Below are 22,024 nucleotides of genomic sequence, written 5' to 3' on the forward strand. Positions count from 1 at the left end.
CACAGGTGTAAGTCATCCCCAATGGGGACAACTCCTGTGGACAACTTTGCGCCAAATTGCACAAGCGCCGGTCGGAGCCCCCAGTTGTCCACAAGTGCGGCAGACTCGAAGGCGTGAACCCACCGCGCACCTGGTCGCCCCAACCCGGCATGGTCGGCCTCGCCTGGGGGCTGGCCGCCGTGTTCCTGCTGGTCACGATCCTCAGCCCGGACCCGATGAGCCGGGTCTTCCTCGGTCTCGCCGCGCTCATCCAGATCGGGCTCGGCGCGTACGGCACCTTGGTGCGCCCCAGGCTCCTGGTGGACGACTCAGGGCTCACCGTCCGCACCCTGAACGGCACGCACCGGCTGCCGTGGCACGAGGTGAAGGTGCGCATCACCCGCACCCGCAGGCTCGGCCGCGAGACGCCCACCCTGGAGCTCGACTGGCGGCACGGCGAGGACGAGCAGCTGTTCGTGCTCACCACCCTCGACCTGGGCACGGACCCGCGGGACGTGGCGGACGTCCTGCACGCCCTGCGCCCCTGACTACAGCTCGACGACCAGCCCGCGCACGGCGACCTCCGACGGGTGCCCCGCCGCCTCGAGGTGCTCGGCGGGGTCGACGCCCGGCCACAGGTGGGTGAGCAGCAGCCGGCCCACGCCGGCCCGGTGGGCGTTCGCGCCCGCCTGCTCGGCCGTCGACAGGTACGGCGCGTTGTCCGCCGGCAGCACGTGCCGCGCGAACGTCGCCTCCGCCACGAACACGTCCGCGTCCCGCGCCAGGTCCACCAGCGCCGGGCTCGGCCCGGTGTCACCCGTGTAGGCGATGACCCGGCCGCCGGCCGTCAGCCGCAGGCCCGCGTTGGGCACGAAGTGCGGCAGGTCCCAGGTGTCCACCCGGAACGGCCCGACCTCGAACGACCGCTCCACCACGTGCACCACGCACGCGTGGTCGACCCGCACCTGGTCCAGCGCCAGCACGCGGTCCAGCGCGCCCTCCGGCGCGTGCACCGGGAGCACCGGGACCGAAGGCCCGAGCGCGCGGGCCCGAAGCAACGGGTTGAGGTCCGCGCAGTGGTCCGGGTGCCCGTGGCTGACGAGCACCGCGTCCACCGCCGCCGCGGGCACCAGCGCCTGCATCGCCGGGAACGTCGCGTAACCCGGGTCGACCAGCAGCGTGAACCCGTCGTGTTCCACGAGGTAACCGCCGCACGCCTGGTCGGCGGTCGGCCAGGCGCCGACGCCGCCCAGGACGGTCAGCCGCACCGTCAGACCAGCTGACCGGTCCGCACGACCGCGAGCACCACCAGCAGCACGACCGCCGCCACGACGGCCGCCACCTGCCAGTTGTTCCGCTTCGCGGCGGGCGCGTAGACCAGCCCGGCGGTCAGCGCCGCGCCGACCACCAGCCCGCCGATGTGCCCGAGCAGCGAGATGCCCGGCAGCGTGAAGCTGAGCACGACGTTCAACCCGATCACGCCCAGCGCGGGCCCCGGGTTGAGCTTGAGCCGCAGCACGGCCACCAGCATCGCGCCCATCAGGCCGTACACCGCGCCGGACGCACCGGCGACCACCGTGAACACGCCGCCGAACAGGTACACCGCGATGCCGCCGCCGAGCAGCGACACCCCGTACACCGCGGAGAACCGCAGCTTGCCGAACACCGGTTCCAGGTCACGGCCGAGCACGTACAGCGCGATCATGTTCAACGCCAGGTGCAGCGGCCCGAAGTGCAGGAACCCGGACGTCAGCAGCCGCCACCACTCGCCGTTCGCGGCGACCGCGGGCGTGTACATGACCAGGTGCTCGAACAGCGCCGACCGCTGGTTGGCCGAGGCGCTGCCCGCCTGGACCGCGGTGACGGCGAACAGCAGCACGTTCACCGCGATCAGCACCGGCGTGACGACCATGCGCCGGGAGAACTCCGCACCGACGAACGTGCGCGGCCGCCGCACGGTGGCGCGCGCCTCGTTCACGCAGTCGACGCACTGGTAGCCGACCGACGCCTCGCGGAGGCAGTCCGGGCACGACGGCCGGTCGCAGCGGACGCACCGCAGCCCGGTGGGCCGATCGGGGTGGCGCACGCAGGCCGGCAGGCCTTGCTGCGCCCCGACCGGCTCACCGGGCGGCGGGGAGATCGGCGAGTCGGCCACTCAGGCCCGCTCGACCGAGACCTTCTCGATCACCACGTCGGTGACCGGGCGGTCGCCCGAACCGGTCGGCGTGCGACCGATCGCGTCCACCACGTTGCGCGAGTCCTGGTCCGCGACCTCGCCGAAGATCGTGTGCTTGAAGTTCAGCCACGTGGTCGGCGCGACCGTGATGAAGAACTGGGAGCCGTTGGTGTTGGGCCCGGCGTTCGCCATCGCCAGCAGGTAGGGCTTGTTGAACTGCAGCTCCGGGTGGAACTCGTCGCCGAACTTGTAGCCCGGACCACCGCGACCGGTGCCGGTTGGGTCACCGCCCTGGAGCATGAAGCCCGCGATCACCCGGTGGAAGATCGCACCGTCGTAGAACGGACCGGACGGCTCGCCCTTCGCGTTGGGCTCGGTGTAGCTCTTCGTGCCCTCGGCCAGGCCGACGAAGTTGGCCACCGTCTTGGGGGCGTGGTCGGGGAAGAGGTTGATGCGGATGTCGCCCTGCGAGGTGTGCAGGGTCGCCGTCACCTTGGTCCCGACGAACGATTCGTTGCTGTCTGCCACGCACCCCATCGTGCCATCACCGGGCGACGTGGTTGGGGAAGGGGCACGATGGGTATTGCCTGGACGTGACTGACCGACAGCTTCTGGAGCGAGATATGGATGAGGTAGACGCCATGACCCGGGCCGGGGAGTCGGTCGGCAAGGCGGTGCGGACCGTGCGCCGCAACGCCGTCCGCGCTGGTCACGTCGGCGCGGACGCGGCTGTTCAACTCGCGCAGCGCGCCGAGGGCAAGCTCGCCGAGCGCGGTGTGACCAAGGACTACGTCCGGAGTGTCGTCGCCGACAAGGCGGGCGTGCTGGTGGAGAAGGCCGAGGCGTACGAGAAGTCCACCCGGCGCGGTCGCAAGGAGCTCGCGAAGAAGGCGAAGGGCGTCCGCAAGGACGTGGCGAAGGCCGCCGAGCGGGCCCGCAGGGAGGCCAAGGTGCGCGCGAAGGACGTGCGCAAGGCCGCGAAGCAGGCGCGCAAGGAGCTGGCCGCGGCCAAGCACCCCCAGCGCCGCCGTTGGCCGTGGGTCCTGGGTGTGTTCGCCGCCGCCGCGGTGGCGGGGTACCTCGCGCTGACCAAGCGGCCGCAGGAGGTGCGCTTGGCGGAGGAGGACGTGGACATCACGTCCGACACCACCACGACCCCCGCCGCCGCCGAGTCCGTGCGCCCGCACGCGGCCCGCAACGGGCAGGTCTCCGACCAGCACAGCCGCAGCTGACCGCAGGTACCTCCGCGCCCGTCCCGGCCCGGGACGGGCGCGGAGTCGTGCCCGCTCACAGCCCGAGGTTGCCGACCACGGTCTCGGCGATCCGGCGCGCCTTGATCGTCTGCTTCTGGTTGCTGGTCACGACCACCGCGCGGCCACCCTTGGCCACGGCGTAGACCGCGCCCGTGTCGGTGGTCAGCGAGCCGCCGGCCCACCCCGCGGGCGCCGACGCCGGGCTGGAGTCGGCGACCGGCGCGGCACGGTCGACCACCGCTTCCGCGGTCGCGGGCTCACCCTCGAACACCCACACGGACAGCTGCACGTCCGTGGCGTTCGCGTAGAAGAAACAGGCCGGTCGTGACGGGTCGGCGGAAAGCCGAACCTTCCTCACCAACTGTCCGTTCGCCTCTTGCACGACGGAAGAGGCCAGGTAGGGGCACTGGCCGTCGGCGGCCGGCTCCGGCACGGGAGGCGGCCCGGCGGGCGCGGTCGTGGTCGTCTTCGCCACTGCGCTGGTCGTGGTCCCGGCGGTGGGGGCCGAGGAGGGTTCGGCGGTGGCGCAGGCAGCCAGCGCGCCGAGGACCAGCAGGGAGGGCAGGGCGGTCAGCAGCACTCGGTTCATAGGGGCGCCAGTCAATCAGATGGCCGACAGCCAATCGACACGGTGACCACCTAGGCACGCACGGTCAACCGCATTAGGGTGTCCTTACCCTGCCGGCCGCCCCTGCAATGTGAGGACTGAGTCAAGATGAACATCTTTGACCGCGGCCGCGAGCAAGCCATCGCTGTGTTCCGGATTGTCGTCGGCGTGTTGTTCATGTGCCACGGCGCGCAGAAGCTGTTCGGCGTGCTGGGCTCCAAGGGTGCCGTGTCGATCACCGACTGGCCGTCCGGCCCAGCCGGTCTGATCGAGTTCGTCGGTGGCGCGTTGATCGTCATCGGCCTCGGCACCCGGATCGCCGCGCTGATCTCGTCCGGTGCGATGGCCTACGCGTACTTCGTGGTGCACCAGCACGCCGGGCTCCTGCCCATCCAGAACAAGGGCGAGCTGGCCGCCGTGTACGCGTGGGTGTTCCTGCTGCTGGCGTTCACCGGCCCGGGCGCATGGGCCGTCGACAAGGTGATCGCCTCCCGCAAGCAGGAACAGGCGCTCGTCACCGCATAGCAGCGGGCAAACCGAGGGCCCGCACCCAGCGGCATTGGGTGCGGGCCCTCACTTGTCGCCTAACCGCGAGAACCCCAGCCATCCGATGTCCGGGGCTCTCCCAGTAAAACACGAAACCCGAAACTTTCGCGTCCCCCGGCGCCGACGAGACTTTCACGTTCTGCGGCGCCGACCGCCGGATCGTCACGGCGTTCGGGGGTTCACACCCCCCACAAAGCACTCCGGGCGAGGTGGTTCGCGTGGTTCGCGATCCACCTCGCCCGAGCGAGAGGATGGAGACGAGGGGAATCGAACCCCTAACCCCCGCCTTGCAAAGGCGGTGCTCTGCCAATTGAGCTACGTCCCCGTACGGGGGCGGCAGGCGAACCGCCCTCGCGGGTCAGCTGGTGGGAGCCGTGGCCTCGCGCCACAGGTCCGCGTCGGCCTTGGCCGAGCGGCTGCGCTTGACGAAGAACAGGACCGCACCGGCGACGGCGACAAGTGCGATGATCTTCTTCACGGCGATTCCCCTCTGCAACACCTGTGAACTTCCGGTGGGCCTAGGAGGACTCGAACCTCCGACCTCTTCGTTATCAGCGAAGCGCTCTAACCGTCTGAGCTATAGGCCCTCGGGGCAACGACGGCAAGACTACAGCACCCCCCGTCGCCGCCCCAAATCGGGTGGTCGTAGATCACTCCCGCTCGGACAGGGTCACTTCCAGACCCCCGGCAAGATCAGCCGAGACGTTGTAGACGAACGAGGCCACGGTCGCCAGCGCGGTGAACAGCACGATGTTCACCGCGCCCACGATCGCCGCCACGCCGAACACGCGACCGGCGCTGATCAGCGGGTCGCCGCTGGGCTCGTTGCCCTGCAGCAGGTCGTTCGCGGTGCTGTTGATCTTGTCCCACACGCCCATGCCGTTCAGCACGCCGTACAGCACGCCGACCGCCACCAGCCACACGAAGAACAGCGCCACGCTGAGCACCAGGGCCAGTTTCAGCACCGACCACGGGTCGACCCGCTTGACCTGCAGGCTCGCCCGCCGCGGCCCGCGCCCGGGACGACGGGCGGTCGGGGCCGACGCGGCCGGCCTGCCGTTCGCCGCGCCCAGGTTGACCTGCGTGCGGGCCGAACCGGCGGCGGCCGAGCCCGTCACCACGGGCCTGGCCACGGCCACCGTGTCCGGGTCGCTGGCCGGGTAGGCGGGCTGCGCCGGCTCGCCCGACGGCTGCTCCGGCGGGGACATCAGGTCGGCCGGGCCCACCTGCTGCGCCTCGCCGTACTGCGTGTCGCTCGTCACACGTTGCCAGGGCGGGGGCGCCGCGGCGTGGTGGCTGTCGTCCGCCAAGGCCGACCGGTCGACCTTCTCGGTCTTGCTGTCGGCCGGCGTGGCGCCGGCCGCGGGCGTCTCGGGCTGCTCGGACGCCCCCGAGGCGTCGACCGCAGGCTTGTCGGCGCCGGTGTCGGCCCCGGCCGCCGGTGTCGGCTCGGCACCGGGCCGGGTGATCACCGCGGTCTTGTCCTCTGGCTTCTCGGGTGGAGTCACGAGCAGTCCCTCAACCTCTCGTTCGCGCTAGTTGGCAGGCTCGGCCTGGTCACCGTCGGCGGAGCCGACGATCGGATCACCGTCGGCGGGGTCGACGACCGGACTCGCCTCGGCGGGGTCGACCGTCCGGCCCGCGTCCGCGGAGTCGACGACCGAACCGCCGTCACCACTGGTGACGTCCGCCGGCTCATCGGCGTTGCGTGCCACCGCGATCAGGGTGGTCCCTTCACCGAGGTTCATCAACCGGACGCCCTTCGTCTGCCGCCCTGCCTTGCGCACCTCCTTGGCGCTGGTCCTGATGACCCCGCCCGAGGAGGTGATCGCGTACAGCTCGTCGTCGACGTCGACGATGAGCGCGCCGACCAGCCTCCCACGCCTGCGGTCGTGCTGGATGGTGAGCACACCCTTGCCACCGCGACCCTGGACGGGGTAGTCCTCGATCGGCGTGCGCTTGGCGTACCCACCGTCGGTGGCGACCAAAACAAACAGACCCTCTTGGACGACGCCCACCGACAGCAGCTCGTCCCCGGTGTTGAACCGCATGCCCAGCACACCGGACGTGGCCCGGCCCATCGGCCGCAGCGCCTCGTCGCTGGCGTGGAACCGGATGGACTGGCCGTCCGCCGACACCAGCAGCAGGTCGTCGGTCGCCGCGCACAGCACCGCGCCGACCAGCTCGTCGTCGTCCCGCAGGTTGATGCCGATCAGACCGCCGGACCGGTTCGAGTCGAAGTCGGACAGCTTCGACTTCTTGACCAGGCCCTTCTTGGTGGCCAGCACCAGGTACGGCGCGACGTCGTAGTTCTTGATCTGGATGACCTGGGCGATCTCCTCCTCCGGCTGGAACGCCAGGAGGTTCGCCACGTGCTGGCCGCGCGCGTTGCGGTTGGCCTCGGGCAGCTCGTAGGCCTTCGCCCGGTACACCCGGCCCTTGTTCGTGAAGAACAGGATCCAGTCGTGCGTGGAGCACACGAAGAAGTGCTGGACGATGTCGTCCTGCTTGAGCTGGGCGCCCTGCACGCCCTTGCCGCCGCGCTTCTGCGAGCGGTACAGGTCGGTCTTGGTGCGCTTCGCGTACCCCGTGCGGGTGATCGTGACGACGACGTCCTCGACCGCGATGAGGTCTTCCATCGACACGTCGCCGTCGAACGGCACGATCCGGGTGCGCCGGTCGTCACCGTGCTTCTCCACGATCGCCAGCAGCTCCTCGCGCACGATCGCGCGCTGCCGCTCGGGCTTGGCGAGGATGTCCTTGTAGTCGGCGATCTCGAGCTCGATCTCGGCCAACTGGTCGACGATCTTCTGCCGCTCCAGGGCGGCCAGGCGGCGCAGCTGCATCTCCAGGATCGCGTTGGCCTGGATCTCGTCGACGTCGAGCAGCTCCATCAGGCCGGTGCGCGCCACCTCGGGCGTGTCCGACCGGCGGATCAGCGCGATCACCGCGTCGAGCTGGTCGAGCGCCTTGACCAGGCCGCGCAGGACGTGGGCCCGCTCCTCGGCCTTGCGCAGCCGGAAGCGCGTGCGCCGGACGATGACCTCGACCTGGTGCTTCACGTAGTGCCGGATCATCTGGTCCAGGCGCAACGTGCGCGGCACGCCGTCGACCAGCGACAGCATGTTCACGCCGAACGAGTACTGCAGCTGGGTGTGCTTGTAGAGGTTGTTCAGCACGACCTTGGCCACCGCGTCGCGCTTGAGCGTGATCACGATGCGCATGCCGGAGCGGCGGTTGGACTCGTCGGCGATGTTCGCGATGCCGGTGAGCTTCTGGTCGCGGACCAGGGTGGCGATGTTCTCCACCAGGTTGTCCGGGTTGACCTGGTACGGCAGCTCCGTGACGACCAGGATCACGCGCCCCTTGGCGTCCTCGTCGATCTCGACGACCGCGCGCATCTTCACCGAGCCGCGGCCGGTGCGGTAGGCGTCCTCGATGCCCGCGGTGCCCAGGATCTGGCCGTAGGTCGGGAAGTCGGGGCCCTTGATCCGCGCGATCATGGCCTCCAACGTCTCCTCGTCGGAGGCGTCGGGGTTGTCCAGCGCCCACACCACGCCGTCGGCGACCTCGCGCAGGTTGTGCGGCGGGATGTTGGTCGCCATGCCGACCGCGATGCCCGAGCTGCCGTTGATGAGCAGGTTCGGCACGCGCGACGGCAGGACCGTCGGCTCCTGGATCCGGCCGTCGTAGTTGTCCCGGAAGTCGACCGTGTCTTCCTCGATGTCGGCCAGCATGTGCATGGCCAACGGCGTGAGCCGGCACTCGGTGTACCTCATGGCGGCGGCCGGGTCGTTGCCCTGGGAGCCGAAGTTGCCCTGGCCGTCGATCAGCGGGTAGCGCAGCGCCCACGGCTGGGCGAGGCGGACCAGCGCGTCGTAGATCGCCGAGTCGCCGTGCGGGTGGTAGTTGCCCATCACGTCGCCGACCACGCGGGCGCACTTGTTGTAGCTGCGGTCCGGGCGGAAGCCCGAGTCGAACATCGAGTACAGCACGCGGACGTGCACGGGCTTGAGGCCGTCGCGCACGTCGGGAAGCGCTCGTCCCACGATCACGCTCATCGCGTAGTCGATGTACGAGTTCTGCATCTCCTGCTGGATGTCGCGCGGCTCGGTGCGGTCTCCACCGGCGGGGGGCAGCGTCGTCTCGCTCAAGGTTCTACTTCCTTCAACAGGGGCCGGGGAGGATCAGACGTCGAGGAACCGCACGCCCTTGGCGTTGCGGGTGATGAACGCGCGGCGGGCTTCCACGTCCTCGCCCATGAGCACGCTGAACAGCTCGTCGGCGGTCGCGGCGTCGTCCATGGTCACCTGCGTCAGCACCCGGTTGGCCGGGTCCATCGTCGTCTCCCACAGCTCGGAGGAGTTCATCTCACCGAGGCCCTTGTAGCGCTGGATGTTGTCGTCCTTGCCGATCTTCTTGCCCGCGGCGAGACCGGCCTGGATGATGCCGTCGCGCTCGCGGTCGGAGTAGGCGTACTCCGGCTCGGCCCGCTGCCACTTGATCTTGTAGAGCGGCGGGTTCGCCAGGTACACGTGGCCGTGCTCGATCAGCGGCCGCATGAAGCGGAACAGCAGGGTCAGCAGCAGCGTCCGGATGTGCTGGCCGTCCACGTCGGCGTCGGCCATCAGCACGATCTTGTGGTAGCGCAGCTTCGAGATGTCGAAGTCCTCGTGGATGCCCGTGCCGAACGCCGTGATGAGCGCCTGGACCTCGTTGTTCTTCAGCACGCGGTCGATGCGCGCCTTCTCCACGTTGATGATCTTGCCGCGGATCGGCAGGATCGCCTGGAACATGGAGTCGCGGCCCTCCTTGGCCGAGCCGCCCGCGGAGTCGCCCTCCACGACGTAGATCTCGCACTCCTCCGGGTTGGTGGAGCGGCAGTCCTTCAGCTTGCCCGGCAGGCCGCCGATGTCCAGCGCGCCCTTGCGGCGCACCAGCTCGCGCGCCTTGCGGGCGGCGATGCGGGCCTGCGCCGACGACACCGCCTTGGTGACGATCGTCTTCGCCTCGTTCGGGTGGCGCTCGAACCAGTCGGCCAGGTGCTCGTTGGTCGACTTCTGCACGAACGACTTGGCCTCGCTGTTGCCCAGCTTGGTCTTGGTCTGGCCCTCGAACTGCGGCTCCTTGAGCTTGACCGACACGATCGCGGCCAGGCCCTCGCGGATGTCGTCGCCGGTGAGGTTCGAGTCCTTCTCCTTGAGCAGCTTCTTGTCGCGCGCGTACTCGTTGACCACGCGGGTCAGCGCGGCGCGGAAGCCCTCCTCGTGCGTGCCGCCCTCGTGGGTGTTGATCGTGTTGGCGAACGTGTAGACCGACGGCGTGTAGCCGGTGTTCCACTGCATCGCCACCTCGACCTCGAGGTCCTCGCCCTTGGCCTCGAACGAGACGACCTTCTGGTGCACGGCCTCGCGGGTGTGGTTGATGTGGCGGACGAAGTCCTCCAGGCCGCCGGGGTAGTGGAACGTGCGCTCGCGCACGGCCGCGACGTGGCCCTCGGCGTCGGCCTCCTCGTCCCCCGCCTGCACGCGCTCGTCGCGCAGGATGATCGTGAGCCCCTTGTTGAGGAACGCCATCTCCTGCAGGCGGCGCGAGATCGTCTCGATGTTGTACTCGGTGGTCTCGAAGATCTCCGGGTCCGCCCAGAAGGTGATCGAGGTGCCGGTGGCGTCGGTCGGCTCGCCCTTGCGCAGCTCGTGCGCGGGCTTGGTGGCCTCGAACCGCTGGTTCCACGTGAAACCGTCGGTCCTGACCTCGACGTCGACCGCGCTGGACAGCGCGTTCACCACGGAGATGCCGACGCCGTGCAGACCGCCGGACACCGCGTAGGAGTCGCTGTCGAACTTGCCGCCCGCGTGGAGCTTGGTGAGCACCACCTCCAGCGTCGGCTTCTTCTCGACGGGGTGCATGCCGACCGGGATGCCGCGGCCGTCGTCGATGACCCGGACCCCGCCGTTGGCCAGCAGCGTCACGTCGACGACGGTGGCGTGGCCCGCCATCGCCTCGTCGACCGAGTTGTCCACGACCTCCCAGATCAGGTGGTGCAGACCGCGCTCGCCGGTGGACCCGATGTACATGCCGGGGCGCTTGCGGACCGCTTCCAGGCCCTCCAGGACGGTGATCGAGGACGCGTTGTACTCATTCTTCTTGACTGCCACGGGCCTGGTGTCTCCTCGGACTTCACGCGACTGGGACCGTCGCCGGGCGACGCTGGGTTGCGCTACCCCACGATTCTACCGGGGCGGACCGACAGAAACCCACTTAGGACACCCCTGGTTCGCTCACAGGCGGCCCGAAGTGAACGTCGATGGGTGCCGACCGCCGCTCACGGGGTCCGAATCGACTGATGAGCGCTCACCGCGCCACAGGATCGCCGCTGCGGCCCTGTCGTCGGTCACCCGTAGGTGTCACGTGGTCCGCGGCCCGGAACGTGCCTGGGGCCGTACCGCCAACTGGGGGCCGCCGGTCCCTGCACCTTCAGCTTCTGCACGACGCCGTTGCCGACGCCGGCGGCGATGCGCTTGAGGAGGTCGCGCTGGAGCAGGCGCAACTGCGTGGCCCACGCCGTCGAGTCGGCCTGCACGGTCAGCTCACCGTCACTCAGCGCTACCGGCTGCGCGTGCTCGGCCACGTCCTCGCCGACCAGCTTCGGCCACCGCGCGAACACCTGGCCGCCCGCCAGCCGCTCCGCCCAGCCGCGGTCGGCGGCGATGCGGGAGGCGATCCGGCCGAGCGGCTGCGGGTCGCGGTCGTCCGGGCCGGGACCGGACCAGCGGCGGCGCCGACGACGGCCGGCCGCACCCGCGACACCCTTGCGCGCACCCCGCGCACCGCGCTCCTTGGCCGACGCACGGGCGGCCTCCAAGGCGGCGCGGGCGAGGTCCGAACCCCGCAAACCACCCTCTGGTGGGACCCCGACTGTGGATATGTCCGTTTCGGGCGGTGAGTTATCCACACCATCCACAGGGTTGTCCCCAGATGTGCGGCCCGTCACACCCGTTCGGGGCAACTCGTCAGACACGGCGCACCTCCCCGTGGCGAACGTCGAACCGCAGCCCGTCCAACTCCTCGGGCACGTCCTCCGCGACCGCCGCCGTGATCAGCACCTGCTCCGCGCCGGCGGCCACCTTCGCCAACTGGCGACGCCTGCCGCGGTCCAGTTCGGCGAACACATCGTCCAGCACGAGCACCGGTTCGGCCCCCTCGACACGCAGCAACTCGTACCCGCCGAGACGCAGGGCCAACGCGAACGACCATGACTCACCGTGACTGGCGTAGCCCTTCGCGGGCAGGTCGCCGAGCGCCAGGTCGAGGTCGTCGCGGTGCGGCCCCACCAGGCACACGCCCCGTTCGAGCTCCTGCGAGCGCACCCGGTGCAGCTCGGCGAGCAACGCGTCCTCCAGCACGTCCCGGTCGTGGCGACCGCCACCGTCGGGACCGGCGACCGGGTACGGGAACGCCTCGCCCAGGCTCGACCGGTAGGCGATCCGCGCGGGCCGCGACTCCGGCGCCACCTCCGCGTACGCCGCGGCCACGTGCGGCGCGATGTCCGCGACCAGGTCCAGCCGCGCGGCCAGCAGCTCCGCGCCGTGCCGGGCCAGGTGCCCGTCCCACACGTCGAGCGTGCCGATGTCGGCGTTGCGCGCCGCGCGCACGCTCTTGAGCAACGCGCCGCGCTGCTTGAGCACGCGTTCGTAGTCGCCGCGCACCCCCGCGTACCGCGGCGCGCGGGTCGTCAGCAGCTCGTCCAGGAACCGGCGGCGCTCACCGGGGTCGCCGCGCACCAGCGCCAGGTCCTCCGGCGCGAACAGCACGGTGCGCAGGATGCCGAGCACGTCGCGCGGGCGCGGCACCGGGCCGCGGTTGATCCGCGCCCGGTTCGCCTTGCCCGCCGTGATCTCCAGCTCGACCAGCAGCTCGCGCCCCTCGTTGACCACCGCCGCACGGACCACCGCGCGCGGTGCGCCGTGCCGGATCAGCGGGGCGTCCGTGGCCACCCGGTGCGAACCGAGGGTGGCCACGTACCCCAGCGCCTCGACCAGGTTCGTCTTGCCCTGGCCGTTGCGCCCGACCAGCACGCTCACGCCCGGCTCGAACGCCAGGTCCGCGTGCTCCCACGACCTGAAGTCGGTGACTTGCAGGTGCCGGACGTACAACTCGTCAGCTCTGGGTCGTGCCGGAACCGGACGAGGGACCGGCGGTCTGCACGGCGTGGCCGCCGAACTGGTTGCGCAGCGCCGCGACCGCGCGCATCGCGGGCGAGTCCTCCTGGCGCGAGGCGAACCTGGCGAACAGCGCGGCGGAGATCACCGGCGCGGGCACCGCGTGCTTGATGGCCTCCTCGACGGTCCACCGGCCCTCGCCGGAGTCCTCGACGTGACCGCGCAGGTCGTCCAGCTCCGGGTCGGACTCCAGCGCGCGGACCAGCAGGTCGAGCAGCCACGAGCGGACCACCGTGCCGCGCTGCCACGCCTTGATCGTGGCGGGCACGTCCTGCACCAGCTTCGAGGCCTCGAGCAGCTCGAAGCCCTCGGCGTAGGCCTGCATCAAGCCGTACTCGATGCCGTTGTGGACCATCTTGGCGAAGTGGCCCGCGCCGACGGAGCCCGCGTGCGCGAAGCCCTCCTCGCGCGGGCCCTCCGGGCGCAGCGCGTCGAAGATCGGCATCGCGCGCTCGACGTGCTCCGCGTCGCCGCCGACCATCAGGCCGTAGCCGTTCTCCAGGCCCCACACGCCACCGGACACGCCCGCGTCGACGTAGCCGATGCCCTTGCCGCCCAACGCCTCGGCGTTGACCTCGTCGTCGGTGAAGCGCGAGTTGCCGCCGTCGATCACCAGGTCGCCCGGCTCCAGCAGGTCGCCGAGCTCGGCGATCGTCTGCCGGGTGATGTCACCGGCGGGCACCATGACCCACACCACGCGGGGTGCGGCGAGCTTGCCGACCATGTCGGCGAGCGAGTCGGCGTCGGAGACTTCGGGGTTGCGGTCGTAGCCGACCACCTCGTGCCCCGCGCGGCGGATCCGCTCGCGCATGTTGAAGCCCATCTTGCCGAGGCCGACGAGTCCGAGCTGCACGGTCGTTCCTCTTCCCTAGCGTCTGTGGATGGCGTTGTGGATCAGCCGGGCAGGCGCACGGGCATCAGCAGGTAGAGGTAGCCCGGCGCCACGTTCCCATCCTCGTCCACCGGCTTGAGCAATGCGGGCCGACTGGGTGTGGTGAAGGACAAGTGCGCCCTCGGCGTGCGGACGGCCTGCAGGCCCTCCAGGAGGTACGTCGGGTTGAACGCGATGGTCACCGGGTCGCCGGTGTACTCGACCGGCAGCTCCTCCTCGGCGCTGCCCTCGTCGTCACCGCCCGCGGACAGGCGCAGGCCGCTGTCCACGAACTCCAGCCGCACCTGCGTGCCGCGCTCGGCGACGAGCGACACGCGCTTGATCGCCTGCACCAGCGCGTCGACCTCGATGATCGCGGCGGCCGAGTGCTCGGTGGGCAGCAGCTGGCGGTACTTCGGGAAGTCGGCGTCGAGCAGCCGGGTGGTCGTGCGGCGGCCCGTGCCGGACAGGCCGAGCAGGCCGTCGTTCGCGGCCAGGGACAACTCGATCTTCGCGCCGGACGCGCCGAGCGTCTTCGCCGAGTCGTTCAGGGTCTTGGCCGGGACGAGCACGGCGACCTCGCCGAGGGACTCGTTCGGCTCCCAGGGGAACTCGCGCATGGCGAGCCGGAAGCGGTCGGTGGCGACCAGCGTCACCTTGCCCTCGCCGATCTCCAGCCGGACGCCGGTCAGCATCGGGAGCGTGTCGTCCTTGCCCGCCGCGACGGCGACCTGGGCCACGGCCTCGCCGAAGACCTCGCCCGGGAGCTCCCCGGCGAGCTGCGGCATGGACGGCAGCTGCGGGTAGTCCTCGACCGGCATGGTCGGCAGGCTGAAGCGGGCGCTGCCGCAGGAGATCGTCATCCGGGAGCCGTCGACCGCGATCTCGACCGGGTGATTGGGCAGCGCCTTGGTGATGTCGGCCAGCAGCCGCCCGCTGACGAGCGCCTTGCCGCCGTCGGCGATCGTGGCCGGGACGCCGCACTGGGCGGACACCTCGTAGTCGAACCCGGAGACGGTCAGCGCCTCGCCGGAGCCGTCCTCCGCCCCGGCGTCGAGCAGGATTCCGCCGAGCACCGCGACAGGCGGCCTGGACGGCAGGCTGCGGGCGACCCAGGCGACGGCGTCGGCCAGGCCGTCGCGCTCGACGCGGATCTTCATGAGGCGTCCTTCCTCAAGTCGGCATGACCAACAACAGCATGCGTTGCGGTGGGGGTTGGGGAGCCGCGGCCCTCGCCGGATCTTCCGACCCTCGGCGCGGAGGCTCCCCACCGTAGAGCGTCGGGGCCGACTTCGTCACCTCGGGGCTGCCCCGGGGGAAGGCGCTCGCCGAGCGCTCGTCCCCGGGCTCGACCCCCAGCTGTTTTTTCTTTGTTCTTCTCTTCAAGGGAAGACAACAGCAACAGCAGTAAGGGCTGTGGATTGTGTGGACAACCGCCGTTCTCGCAGCTCGTCGCCCGCTTGGAGGTGTGGACGGACACGGGGTGTCACCCGGGGACAAGTCGGCGTCCCCGGGGAGAACTCCGGAGCTCGTCCGTTCGGTCCACAGGAAGGCCGAGTTGTCCCCGGGTTGATCCCCGGGTGTGGGCCGAGTTGTACCCGGGTGTTGCACAGGGTGAAGGTGGGGCGAATCTCCCCCCATGGGGCACTTTTCCGGGCCTGTGGACAACTCGTGGCCCGCCGTTCACCAGCGCCGTCGTGCGGGGCCGGGCCGTTGGGGCGCCTCGGGAACGCCCTGGACCCGGCCCCGGTGGGGCGGAGGTACCTCACACGGGGGACACGAAATGACCCCCACTGGTCCCTACCCCCACGCCCGGGTGTTCATGCCTGCGAAGTGCCTCCGGGCGGCGTGCGACGGCTGCCGCACCCGGGTGCCGGCGGCGGGTCCGGATCGCACCCGGGTGCGGAGCGGGTCGTCCCCGGGTGCGACGGGCGGCACCCGGGTGCGGGAAGGGCCGGGTGCCGCCCGTCCGTACGGGAGTCGGTCGCGGGCGGTGGGGCTCCGTGGGCGGCGGCTGCACGAGGCGGTCGGGCGGAGCGGGGGACCATCCTCGGGTGCGGGCTCGGCACCACCGGGGTCCGCGCGCGGGAGCCGGGAGCCGGCGGTCCCCGTGCCAAGGCGTGCCGCAGGCGCGAGCGGATCGCGGCGGACTCCCCCACCCCCCGAGTCGTTCCGCCGGCACGCAGGGGTCGGTGAGGCGGGGCGCGGGTGGTCGCGGCGGCGCGGGCAGGCGCGCGTCAGCACCCCGGGAAACGGGGTGGCAAGCGTTTGCGGGAGGTCAGGGGGTGTGGCGGGCGCGCTGCTTGATGCGCGACGTCAGCTCCTGGACCTGCTCGTAGACCCGGCGGCGCTCGGCCATCTCCTTGCGGATCTTCTTGTCCGCGTGCATGACCGTGGTGTGGTCGCGGCCGCCGAAGGTCTGGCCGATCTTCGGCAGCGACAGGTCCGTCAGCTCGCGGCACAGGTACATGGAGATCTGCCTGGCCTGCGCCAGGACCTTGGTCTTGCCCGGCCCGCACAGGTCGTCGATCGACACGCTGAAGAACTCGGCCGTCACGGCCATGATGGTCGGCGCGGTGATCTCCGGCGCGTGCGAGTCCGGGATCAGGTCGCGCAGCACTATCTCCGCCAGCTGCACGTCGACCGGCTGCCGGTTCAGCGACGCGAACGCCGTCACCCGGATCAGCGCCCCTTCGAGCTCGCGGATGTTCCGCTCGATCCGCGCCGCGATGAACTCCAGCACCTCGGCGGGCGCGGCCAGGCGGTCCTGGGCGGCCTTCTTGCGCAGGATGGCGATCCGGGTCTCCAGCTCGGGCGGCTGGATGTCGGTGATCAGACCCCACTCGAACCGGGTCCGCAGCCGGTCCTCCAGCGTCTCCAGCCGCTTGGGCGGCCGGTCGGAGGACACCACGATCTGCTTGTTCGCGTTGTGCAGGGTGTTGAACGTGTGGAAGAACTCCTCCTGCGTCCCTTCCTTGCCCTCCAGGAACTGGATGTCGTCGACGAGCAGCACGTCGATGTCCCGGTACCGGCGTTGGAAGGCGACCTTCCGGTCGTCGCGCAGCGAGTTGATGAAGTCGTTGGTGAACTCCTCGGTCGACACGTACCGCACCCGCATGCCCGGGAACAGCCGCTGCGCGTAGTGCCCCACGGCGTGCAGCAGGTGCGTCTTGCCGAGCCCGGACTCACCCCAGATGAACAGCGGGTTGTACGCGCGGGCCGGCGCCTCGGCGACGGCGACCGCGGCGGCGTGCGCGAAGCGGTTGGACGCGCCGATGACGAACGTGTCGAAGTTGTACTTCTCGTTCAGCCTGGTCTGCGAGGACGCCGGGTTGGCGGGCCGCGTGTACGGCGTGCCGCTCGGCGCGGCGTGACCACCGCTGAACGTCGGCCAGATCTCGGTGACGGCGGCGAGCGCCTCGCCCTCCTCGTCGACCTCCTCGCCCTCGCCCTCCGCGTCACCCTCGGTCTCCGCCTCGACGGCCAGGCCGTTGATCGGGACCGCGCCGGGCGGCGGGCCGGGCAGGGGTACGGGCGCGCCGATGGGCGGCGGACCGGGCACGGGGATCGGGATGGTCGCCGGACCGGGATCGGGCGAGTCGACCTTCACGGCCAGCGAGACGGCCCGGCCGAGGCGGCGGGACAGGGCGGCGGTGATGGGCTCGCGCAGCGCGCGCTCGATCGCTTCCTTGGCGAAGTCGCTCGGCGCGGCGAGCAGCGCGGTCCCGTCGAGCAGCCCGATGGGTCGGGTCACGCGCATCCAGGCGCGCTGCTGGGGAGACAACGTGCTGGCAGCGAGCTCCTGCACGACCTGCTCCCACACGAGACCCAGATCGGCCTGGTGGTCGGACACCTCCGCGCTCCCCTCCCCTCGTGACGGCTCCGCGGTCAGTCCCCCGGGGAACTTCCACGACGTGGACACGGAGAATAGAGGCATCCACAGAGTTATCCACAACTGTGCACGAACGAGGCCCGGGGCGCAGCGGATCCCGCCGTTGCTCCCGAGCACCTGCGGCCGGCCGTGGCGGCGGCTGCCGTCCCTCGTGGGACGGGCCCGCTTCGACGCGCATCCACCCGCGAAGGCAGCACGCTAACAAGGTGCGGGCCCTGCCACAAGGCGTACGGGGGCGCAACCCCTTTCCGCCCGGTGGACGGCGGCCGGCCGCCGTCCCCGCACCTGGGTGCGACCCCGATTTGAACCGCGCCCCCGGGGCTGCGTACCCTCGTAACCGTCTCCCGCTTGCGTGGGGTGCTTTTCGCGCGCCTAAGGCTTGTTCGCTGGGGACAACCACAGACCTGCTTGGCAGTTAAGCACCGGGAGTCCGACCGTGAGCAAGGGTAAGCGCACTTTCCAGCCCAACAACCGCCGCCGTGCCAAGACCCATGGGTTCCGGCTGCGCATGCGCACCCGTGCCGGTCGCGCCATCCTGGCCGCGCGCCGTGGCAAGGGCCGCAAGCAGCTGTCCGCCTGATCGCCGCAGCGCCGTGCTACCCGCGGCCAACCGGCTGACCCGCAGCCAGGACTTCGGCCTGGTGGTCCGCCGAGGCCGCCGGGCCGGCCGGCCCCGGCTGGTCGTGCACGTCCTGACGTCGGCGCAGCCCACCTTGGACCCGTCCAAGGTGGGCTTCGTCGTGAGCAAGGCCGTGGGCAACTCCGTGGTCCGCCACCGGGTGAGCCGCAAGCTCCGCCACGTGGTGCGGGACCGCCTCGACGCGCTGCCGCCCGGAACTTCGCTGGTCGTGCGCGCGTTGGCACCGTCAGCCGATGCGGACAGCGCCGAGCTCGGCCGTGACCTCGACGCGGCGCTGCACAAGGTGCTGCGATGACGACCGTCCAGGTGAACCCCGTCGTGCGGGTCCTGCTCCTGCCCGTGCGCTTCTACCGGAAGTTCATCTCGCCGGCGCTGCCCCCGACCTGCCGTTTCCACCCGAGTTGCAGTGCGTACGCGGTGGAGGCGTTGACCGTCCACGGTGCGCTGCGCGGTTCCTGGCTGACCCTGCGCCGGCTGGGTCGCTGCGGACCCTGGCACCCTGGTGGCCTGGACCCGGTTCCGCCGAGGCGAAACGCGGTCCCCGACCTTCCTGCCGAGGAGTAGCTAGTGCTCAACTTCATCTACTACCCGGTGTCCTTCATCCTGTGGTGTTGGCACTGGGTGTTCGGCCACGTCTTCGGCGAGTCGAGCGGGTTCGCGTGGGCCCTGGCCGTGGTGTTCCTCGTCTTCACCCTGCGCGCGATCCTGTTCAAGCCGTTCGTCGGCCAGGTCCGCTCGATGCGCAAGATGCAGGAGTTCGCGCCCGAGCTGCAGAAGATCAAGAAGAAGTACGCGAACGACAAGCAGCGCCAGGCGCAGGAGATGCAGAAGCTCCAGTCGGAGCACGGCGTCAACCCGCTGGGCGGCTGCCTGCCGATGCTGGTGCAGATCCCGGTGTTCATCGGCCTGTTCCACGTGCTGCGCTCGTTCCGGCCCGGCTGGGGCGAGGTCTACTTCTTCGACGCCCAGGGCGTGGAGTCGTTCGTCCAGGCGAAGCTGTTCGGCGCGAACCTGTCGACGTTCATCACGATGCCCGCGAACGAGCTGGCGAACTTCGCCACCGACCGCAACGCGGTGCTGCTGGTGGCCATCCCGCTGATGATCGTCGCCTCGATCGCGACCCACTTCACCGCGCGCCACTCGGTGGCCCGGCAGACGCAGGCCGCGACGGACAACCCGCAGACCGCGATCATGAACAAGCTGACGCTCTACATCTTCCCGCTGGGTGTGCTCGTCGGTGGCCTGTTCTTCCCCATCGCGATCCTGCTGTACTGGCTGAGCAACAACGCGTGGACGCTGGGTCAGCAGTACGTCGTGTACCACCGCATCGACCGCGAGGAAGAGGCGAAGAAGGTCGAGGCGACCGCGCAGCGGTCCGCGCTCGCGCCCAAGCCGGGCGCCAAGCCGGTGACCAAGCCGAAGCCCGGCCAGAAGCCGCAACCGCAGCGCAAGCCCGCGGGTAACCAGTCGACGCAGCCCGCCGCCGACGACACGTCGGCACCGGACGCGAGTGGGTCCGCACCGGACGCGAAGCCGTCCACCGAGGTTCCCGGTCTGAGCCCAGACCGATCCCCAAGCAAGAAGCAGGGCAACAAGAAGCGTCGTTGACCCTGGAGAGGAGACATCGTGTCGGAGACGTTGCAGGCGGCCGACGTGGACGCACCGGAGGCCGACCAGGTCCCCCCGGCGCGGTCGGGGAGTTCGGAGGACCTGCTCGTCCAGGAGGGCGACATCGCCGGGGACTACCTCGAGCGACTGTTGGACCTGCTCGACTACGACGGCGACATCGACCTCGACGTCGAGGCGGGTCGGGCGATCGTGAGCATCGACGGCGGTGACGACCTGGAGAAGCTGGTCGGTCCCCGCGGCACGGTCCTGGAGTCGTTGCAGGAGCTGACCCGGCTCGCCGTGCAGCAGGAGACGGGTGTGCGCAGCCGCCTCATGCTGGACATCGCCGGCTGGCGCGCCGGTCGGCGCGCCGAGCTCGCCGACCTCGGCCGCACCACGGCCGAGAAGGTGGTGGCGACGGGCGAGAAGGTGCGGCTGCACCCGATGACGCCGTTCGAGCGGAAGGTCGTGCACGACGCCGTCGCCGCGGTGGCGGGCGTGCACAGCGAGAGCGAGGGCGAGGAGCCGCAGCGTCGCGTGGTGGTGCTGCCGAAGCCCTGAACGGGTTCTGCCGGAACGGCCCCGATCCCCCGCCGTGGGGGTCGGGGCCGTTCCGCTTCACCGGGAAGTCGCGGCCGGATCCGGTGCACGTGGTCAGCCACGTCCGCTGCTCGTCGTTCTCCGGGACGTCCCGGCCGTGCGCCAGACGTCCCGCTGCCCGCAGGCCGCGGAGGGACCGGCACAGACCAGGCGTGGCGTGCTCCAAGCCGTACGGGTGCCCCATCGTGCCGAGCACCCCGGTCCGATCTTGTACATCCGATCCCTTCCCTTCGTCGCGTTTCACGTGAAACGGTCGCGGCATGACTGGGAACGTCCGCAACCTCCGGGTCGCCGCCTACGCCGTGATCATCGAAGACGATCGGATGCTGCTCTCCCGCTGGCTCGGTCCGGACCGGCCGCGGTGGATCCTGCCGGGTGGCGGGCTCGACCACGGTGAGGACCCGTACGACGCGGTCGTCCGCGAGGTGTTCGAGGAGACCGGCTACCGGGCGGAGGTCGACCGGCTGCTCGGCATCCAGAACGTGTACGGGCCGATGGTGCGGGACGGGGTGGAGGTCGACTACCACCGCATCCGGATCATGTACGAGGCGCACGTGGTCGGCGGCGAGCTGACGTTCGAGGTCGACGGGAGCACGGACCAGGCGGCGTGGTTCCCGCTCGCCGACGTGCCCGCGTTGGACCACGTCGAGTCGGTCGACTACGCGTTGGAGCTCCTCCGCGTGTTGCCGAAGGACGGTCGGATTGAAAGTTTCACGTGAAACGCGACTCGGATTTGGCGTGTCGCCGGGGTGATCCGTCATAGTGGGGGCCGGCACATCTCGTGGGGCTCAGCGCCTCTTGGCGAGACGCCCAACCCCATCGCCCACACCCGGCCGCTGCCGGCGTCCGGTGTGGTTTCACGTGAAACGTCCCGGACGGAGACATGGCCGCAGAGGTGGAAGACCGCGCGAAGAAGGTCTTCGGTGACCACTACGACAAGGCGGTCGCCTTCACGGCACTGCTCACCGAGCACGGCGTCGAACGCGGGCTCATCGGTCCGCGGGAGGTCGACCGGCTCTGGGAGCGGCACATCCTCAACTCGGCCGTCGTGGCGGAGTTGCTGCCCGAAGGCGCCCGCGTCGTGGACGTCGGCTCGGGCGCGGGACTGCCGGGCATCCCCCTGGCGATCGCGCGCCCGGACCTCGACCTCACCCTGCTGGAGCCGATGGCCCGGCGGGTGGCGTGGCTGACCGAGTGCGTCGAGGCGCTCGGGCTGGACGTCACCGTGGTGCGCGGCCGGGCCGAAGAAGGTCCTGTGCGGGAGCAGCTATCCGACAGCGATGTCGTGACGGCCCGCGCGGTGGCTCCGTTGGAACGGCTGACGCGGTGGTGCCTGCCACTGCTGCGGCCCGGTGGACGCCTGGTCGCTCTCAAGGGCGAGAGCGCCGCGGAAGAACTGGAACGCGACGCCGAGGCGGTGCGTCGGGCCGGAGGGATCCGACCGCGCGTCACCACCTGCGGTGGTGAAGTACTCGAACTGCCGACGACGGTCGTGCTCGTGGAGCGCGATGAGCAGGCGAGCCGCCGTGAAGGCGCGCGTCGCAAGAGGAAGGATCGGTGAACGTGTACCCCGACCCCCTGCACCCGGTGTTCCAAGCGGCCGGTGTTCCACGTGAAACCGAACCTGAAG

22 protein-coding genes, 2 tRNA genes and 1 pseudogene are annotated in these 22,024 nt (G+C 70.5%); 10 read left to right on the top strand and 15 right to left on the bottom strand.

All coding sequences use genetic code 11. The features are described 5' to 3' along the window. Positions 1-113 precede the first annotated feature (113 nt). A complete protein-coding gene (locus FHX81_RS21320; RefSeq protein WP_246107913.1) occupies positions 114-527 on the top strand; it encodes a PH domain-containing protein in 414 nt (137 codons plus the stop codon). Here the strand turns inward: FHX81_RS21320 and FHX81_RS21325 are convergent, their stop codons facing one another. Genes FHX81_RS21325 through FHX81_RS21335 form a run of 3 tightly spaced genes read right to left on the bottom strand, consistent with a single transcriptional unit; the run spans position 528 to position 2,692 of the window. Next, positions 528-1,247 (bottom strand): MBL fold metallo-hydrolase, encoded by a 720-nt coding sequence (locus FHX81_RS21325; RefSeq protein ID WP_141979830.1) that lies wholly within the window; start codon positions 1,245-1,247, stop codon positions 528-530. 2 nt (positions 1,248-1,249) lie between these two features. Continuing rightward, a complete protein-coding gene (locus FHX81_RS21330; RefSeq protein WP_141979831.1) occupies positions 1,250-2,134 on the bottom strand; it encodes a rhomboid family intramembrane serine protease in 885 nt (294 codons plus the stop codon). After that, positions 2,135-2,692: a peptidylprolyl isomerase gene (locus tag FHX81_RS21335; protein ID WP_141979832.1), complete on the bottom strand. Its 558-nt coding sequence runs from the start codon at positions 2,690-2,692 to the stop codon at positions 2,135-2,137. Between the two features lie 86 nt (positions 2,693-2,778). Here FHX81_RS21335 and FHX81_RS21340 point away from each other — a divergent pair, with 86 nt between their 5' ends. Beyond that, on the top strand, positions 2,779-3,387 hold the full coding sequence (locus FHX81_RS21340; protein WP_141979833.1) for a hypothetical protein: 609 nt from the start codon (positions 2,779-2,781) through the stop codon (positions 3,385-3,387). A 55-nt stretch (positions 3,388-3,442) separates the two neighbouring features. Here FHX81_RS21340 and FHX81_RS21345 read toward each other — a convergent pair whose 3' ends face one another. Next, positions 3,443-3,997 (bottom strand): DUF2020 domain-containing protein, encoded by a 555-nt coding sequence (locus FHX81_RS21345; RefSeq protein WP_141979834.1) that lies wholly within the window; start codon positions 3,995-3,997, stop codon positions 3,443-3,445. A 126-nt stretch (positions 3,998-4,123) separates the two neighbouring features. On the opposite strand from FHX81_RS21345, the gene FHX81_RS21350 reads away from it, so the two are divergent. Beyond that, a complete protein-coding gene (locus FHX81_RS21350) occupies positions 4,124-4,540 on the top strand; it encodes a DoxX family protein (RefSeq protein WP_141979835.1) in 417 nt (138 codons plus the stop codon). A gap of 273 nt (positions 4,541-4,813) precedes the next feature. On the opposite strand, the gene FHX81_RS21355 is transcribed toward FHX81_RS21350, so the two are convergent. The 11 genes and pseudogenes from FHX81_RS21355 to dnaA form a co-directional block, all read right to left on the bottom strand. After that, a tRNA-Ala gene (locus FHX81_RS21355) sits at positions 4,814-4,886 on the bottom strand. A 39-nt stretch (positions 4,887-4,925) separates the two neighbouring features. After that, positions 4,926-5,039 (bottom strand): annotated as a pseudogene (locus FHX81_RS41350) (DLW-39 family protein); the annotation flags it as partial. A gap of 35 nt (positions 5,040-5,074) precedes the next feature. Continuing rightward, a tRNA-Ile gene (locus FHX81_RS21360) sits at positions 5,075-5,148 on the bottom strand. 63 nt (positions 5,149-5,211) lie between these two features. Then, positions 5,212-6,069, bottom strand: coding sequence for a DUF3566 domain-containing protein (locus tag FHX81_RS21365; RefSeq protein ID WP_141979836.1), 858 nt, complete (start codon positions 6,067-6,069; stop codon positions 5,212-5,214). A gap of 27 nt (positions 6,070-6,096) precedes the next feature. Continuing rightward, positions 6,097-8,715, bottom strand: a complete 2,619-nt coding sequence (gyrA, locus tag FHX81_RS21370; RefSeq protein WP_281291743.1) for a DNA gyrase subunit A — start codon at positions 8,713-8,715, stop codon at positions 6,097-6,099. A gap of 33 nt (positions 8,716-8,748) precedes the next feature. After that, entirely contained in the window at positions 8,749-10,719 is a 1,971-nt protein-coding gene (gene gyrB, locus FHX81_RS21375) for a DNA topoisomerase (ATP-hydrolyzing) subunit B (RefSeq protein ID WP_141979837.1), read from the bottom strand. Between the two features lie 236 nt (positions 10,720-10,955). Continuing rightward, positions 10,956-11,456: a DciA family protein gene (locus tag FHX81_RS21380; protein WP_170232120.1), complete on the bottom strand. Its 501-nt coding sequence runs from the start codon at positions 11,454-11,456 to the stop codon at positions 10,956-10,958. A 118-nt stretch (positions 11,457-11,574) separates the two neighbouring features. Next, positions 11,575-12,717 carry a DNA replication/repair protein RecF gene (gene recF / locus FHX81_RS21385; RefSeq protein ID WP_141979839.1) on the bottom strand — a complete coding sequence of 381 codons (1,143 nt, stop codon included), beginning with the start codon at positions 12,715-12,717 and terminating at the stop codon, positions 11,575-11,577. 4 nt (positions 12,718-12,721) lie between these two features. Continuing rightward, on the bottom strand, positions 12,722-13,636 hold the full coding sequence (gnd, locus tag FHX81_RS21390) for a phosphogluconate dehydrogenase (NAD(+)-dependent, decarboxylating) (protein WP_141979840.1): 915 nt from the start codon (positions 13,634-13,636) through the stop codon (positions 12,722-12,724). Between the two features lie 41 nt (positions 13,637-13,677). Continuing rightward, positions 13,678-14,814, bottom strand: coding sequence for a DNA polymerase III subunit beta (gene dnaN, locus FHX81_RS21395; RefSeq protein WP_141979841.1), 1,137 nt, complete (start codon positions 14,812-14,814; stop codon positions 13,678-13,680). 1,118 nt (positions 14,815-15,932) lie between these two features. Then, positions 15,933-17,507 (bottom strand): chromosomal replication initiator protein DnaA, encoded by a 1,575-nt coding sequence (dnaA, locus tag FHX81_RS21400; protein ID WP_141979842.1) that lies wholly within the window; start codon positions 17,505-17,507, stop codon positions 15,933-15,935. Between the two features lie 475 nt (positions 17,508-17,982). On the opposite strand from dnaA, the gene rpmH reads away from it, so the two are divergent. The 7 genes from rpmH to rsmG all read left to right on the top strand — a co-directional run bounded on the left by rpmH (position 17,983) and on the right by rsmG (position 21,955). Then, positions 17,983-18,126, top strand: coding sequence for a 50S ribosomal protein L34 (gene rpmH / locus FHX81_RS21405; RefSeq protein ID WP_073897783.1), 144 nt, complete (start codon positions 17,983-17,985; stop codon positions 18,124-18,126). Between the two features lie 13 nt (positions 18,127-18,139). Continuing rightward, a complete protein-coding gene (rnpA, locus tag FHX81_RS21410; protein ID WP_141979843.1) occupies positions 18,140-18,481 on the top strand; it encodes a ribonuclease P protein component in 342 nt (113 codons plus the stop codon). Then, positions 18,478-18,750 carry a membrane protein insertion efficiency factor YidD gene (yidD, locus tag FHX81_RS21415; protein WP_073897786.1) on the top strand — a complete coding sequence of 91 codons (273 nt, stop codon included), beginning with the start codon at positions 18,478-18,480 and terminating at the stop codon, positions 18,748-18,750. Before rnpA ends, yidD begins: the two co-directional genes overlap by 4 nt. A 3-nt stretch (positions 18,751-18,753) precedes the next feature. After that, positions 18,754-19,794, top strand: coding sequence for a membrane protein insertase YidC (yidC, locus tag FHX81_RS21420; RefSeq protein ID WP_141979844.1), 1,041 nt, complete (start codon positions 18,754-18,756; stop codon positions 19,792-19,794). Between the two features lie 18 nt (positions 19,795-19,812). Next, complete coding sequence (locus tag FHX81_RS21425; protein ID WP_141979845.1) at positions 19,813-20,355, top strand: Jag family protein; 543 nt, start codon at positions 19,813-19,815, stop codon at positions 20,353-20,355. Positions 20,356-20,654: 299 nt separating this feature from the next. Continuing rightward, positions 20,655-21,113: an NUDIX domain-containing protein gene (locus FHX81_RS21430; protein WP_141979846.1), complete on the top strand. Its 459-nt coding sequence runs from the start codon at positions 20,655-20,657 to the stop codon at positions 21,111-21,113. Between the two features lie 164 nt (positions 21,114-21,277). After that, positions 21,278-21,955: a 16S rRNA (guanine(527)-N(7))-methyltransferase RsmG gene (rsmG, locus tag FHX81_RS21435; protein WP_141979847.1), complete on the top strand. Its 678-nt coding sequence runs from the start codon at positions 21,278-21,280 to the stop codon at positions 21,953-21,955. Positions 21,956-22,024 lie beyond the last annotated feature (69 nt).

Source organism: Saccharothrix saharensis (assembly GCF_006716745.1).
In the GTDB taxonomy this organism is placed as follows: domain Bacteria; phylum Actinomycetota; class Actinomycetes; order Mycobacteriales; family Pseudonocardiaceae; genus Actinosynnema; species Actinosynnema saharense.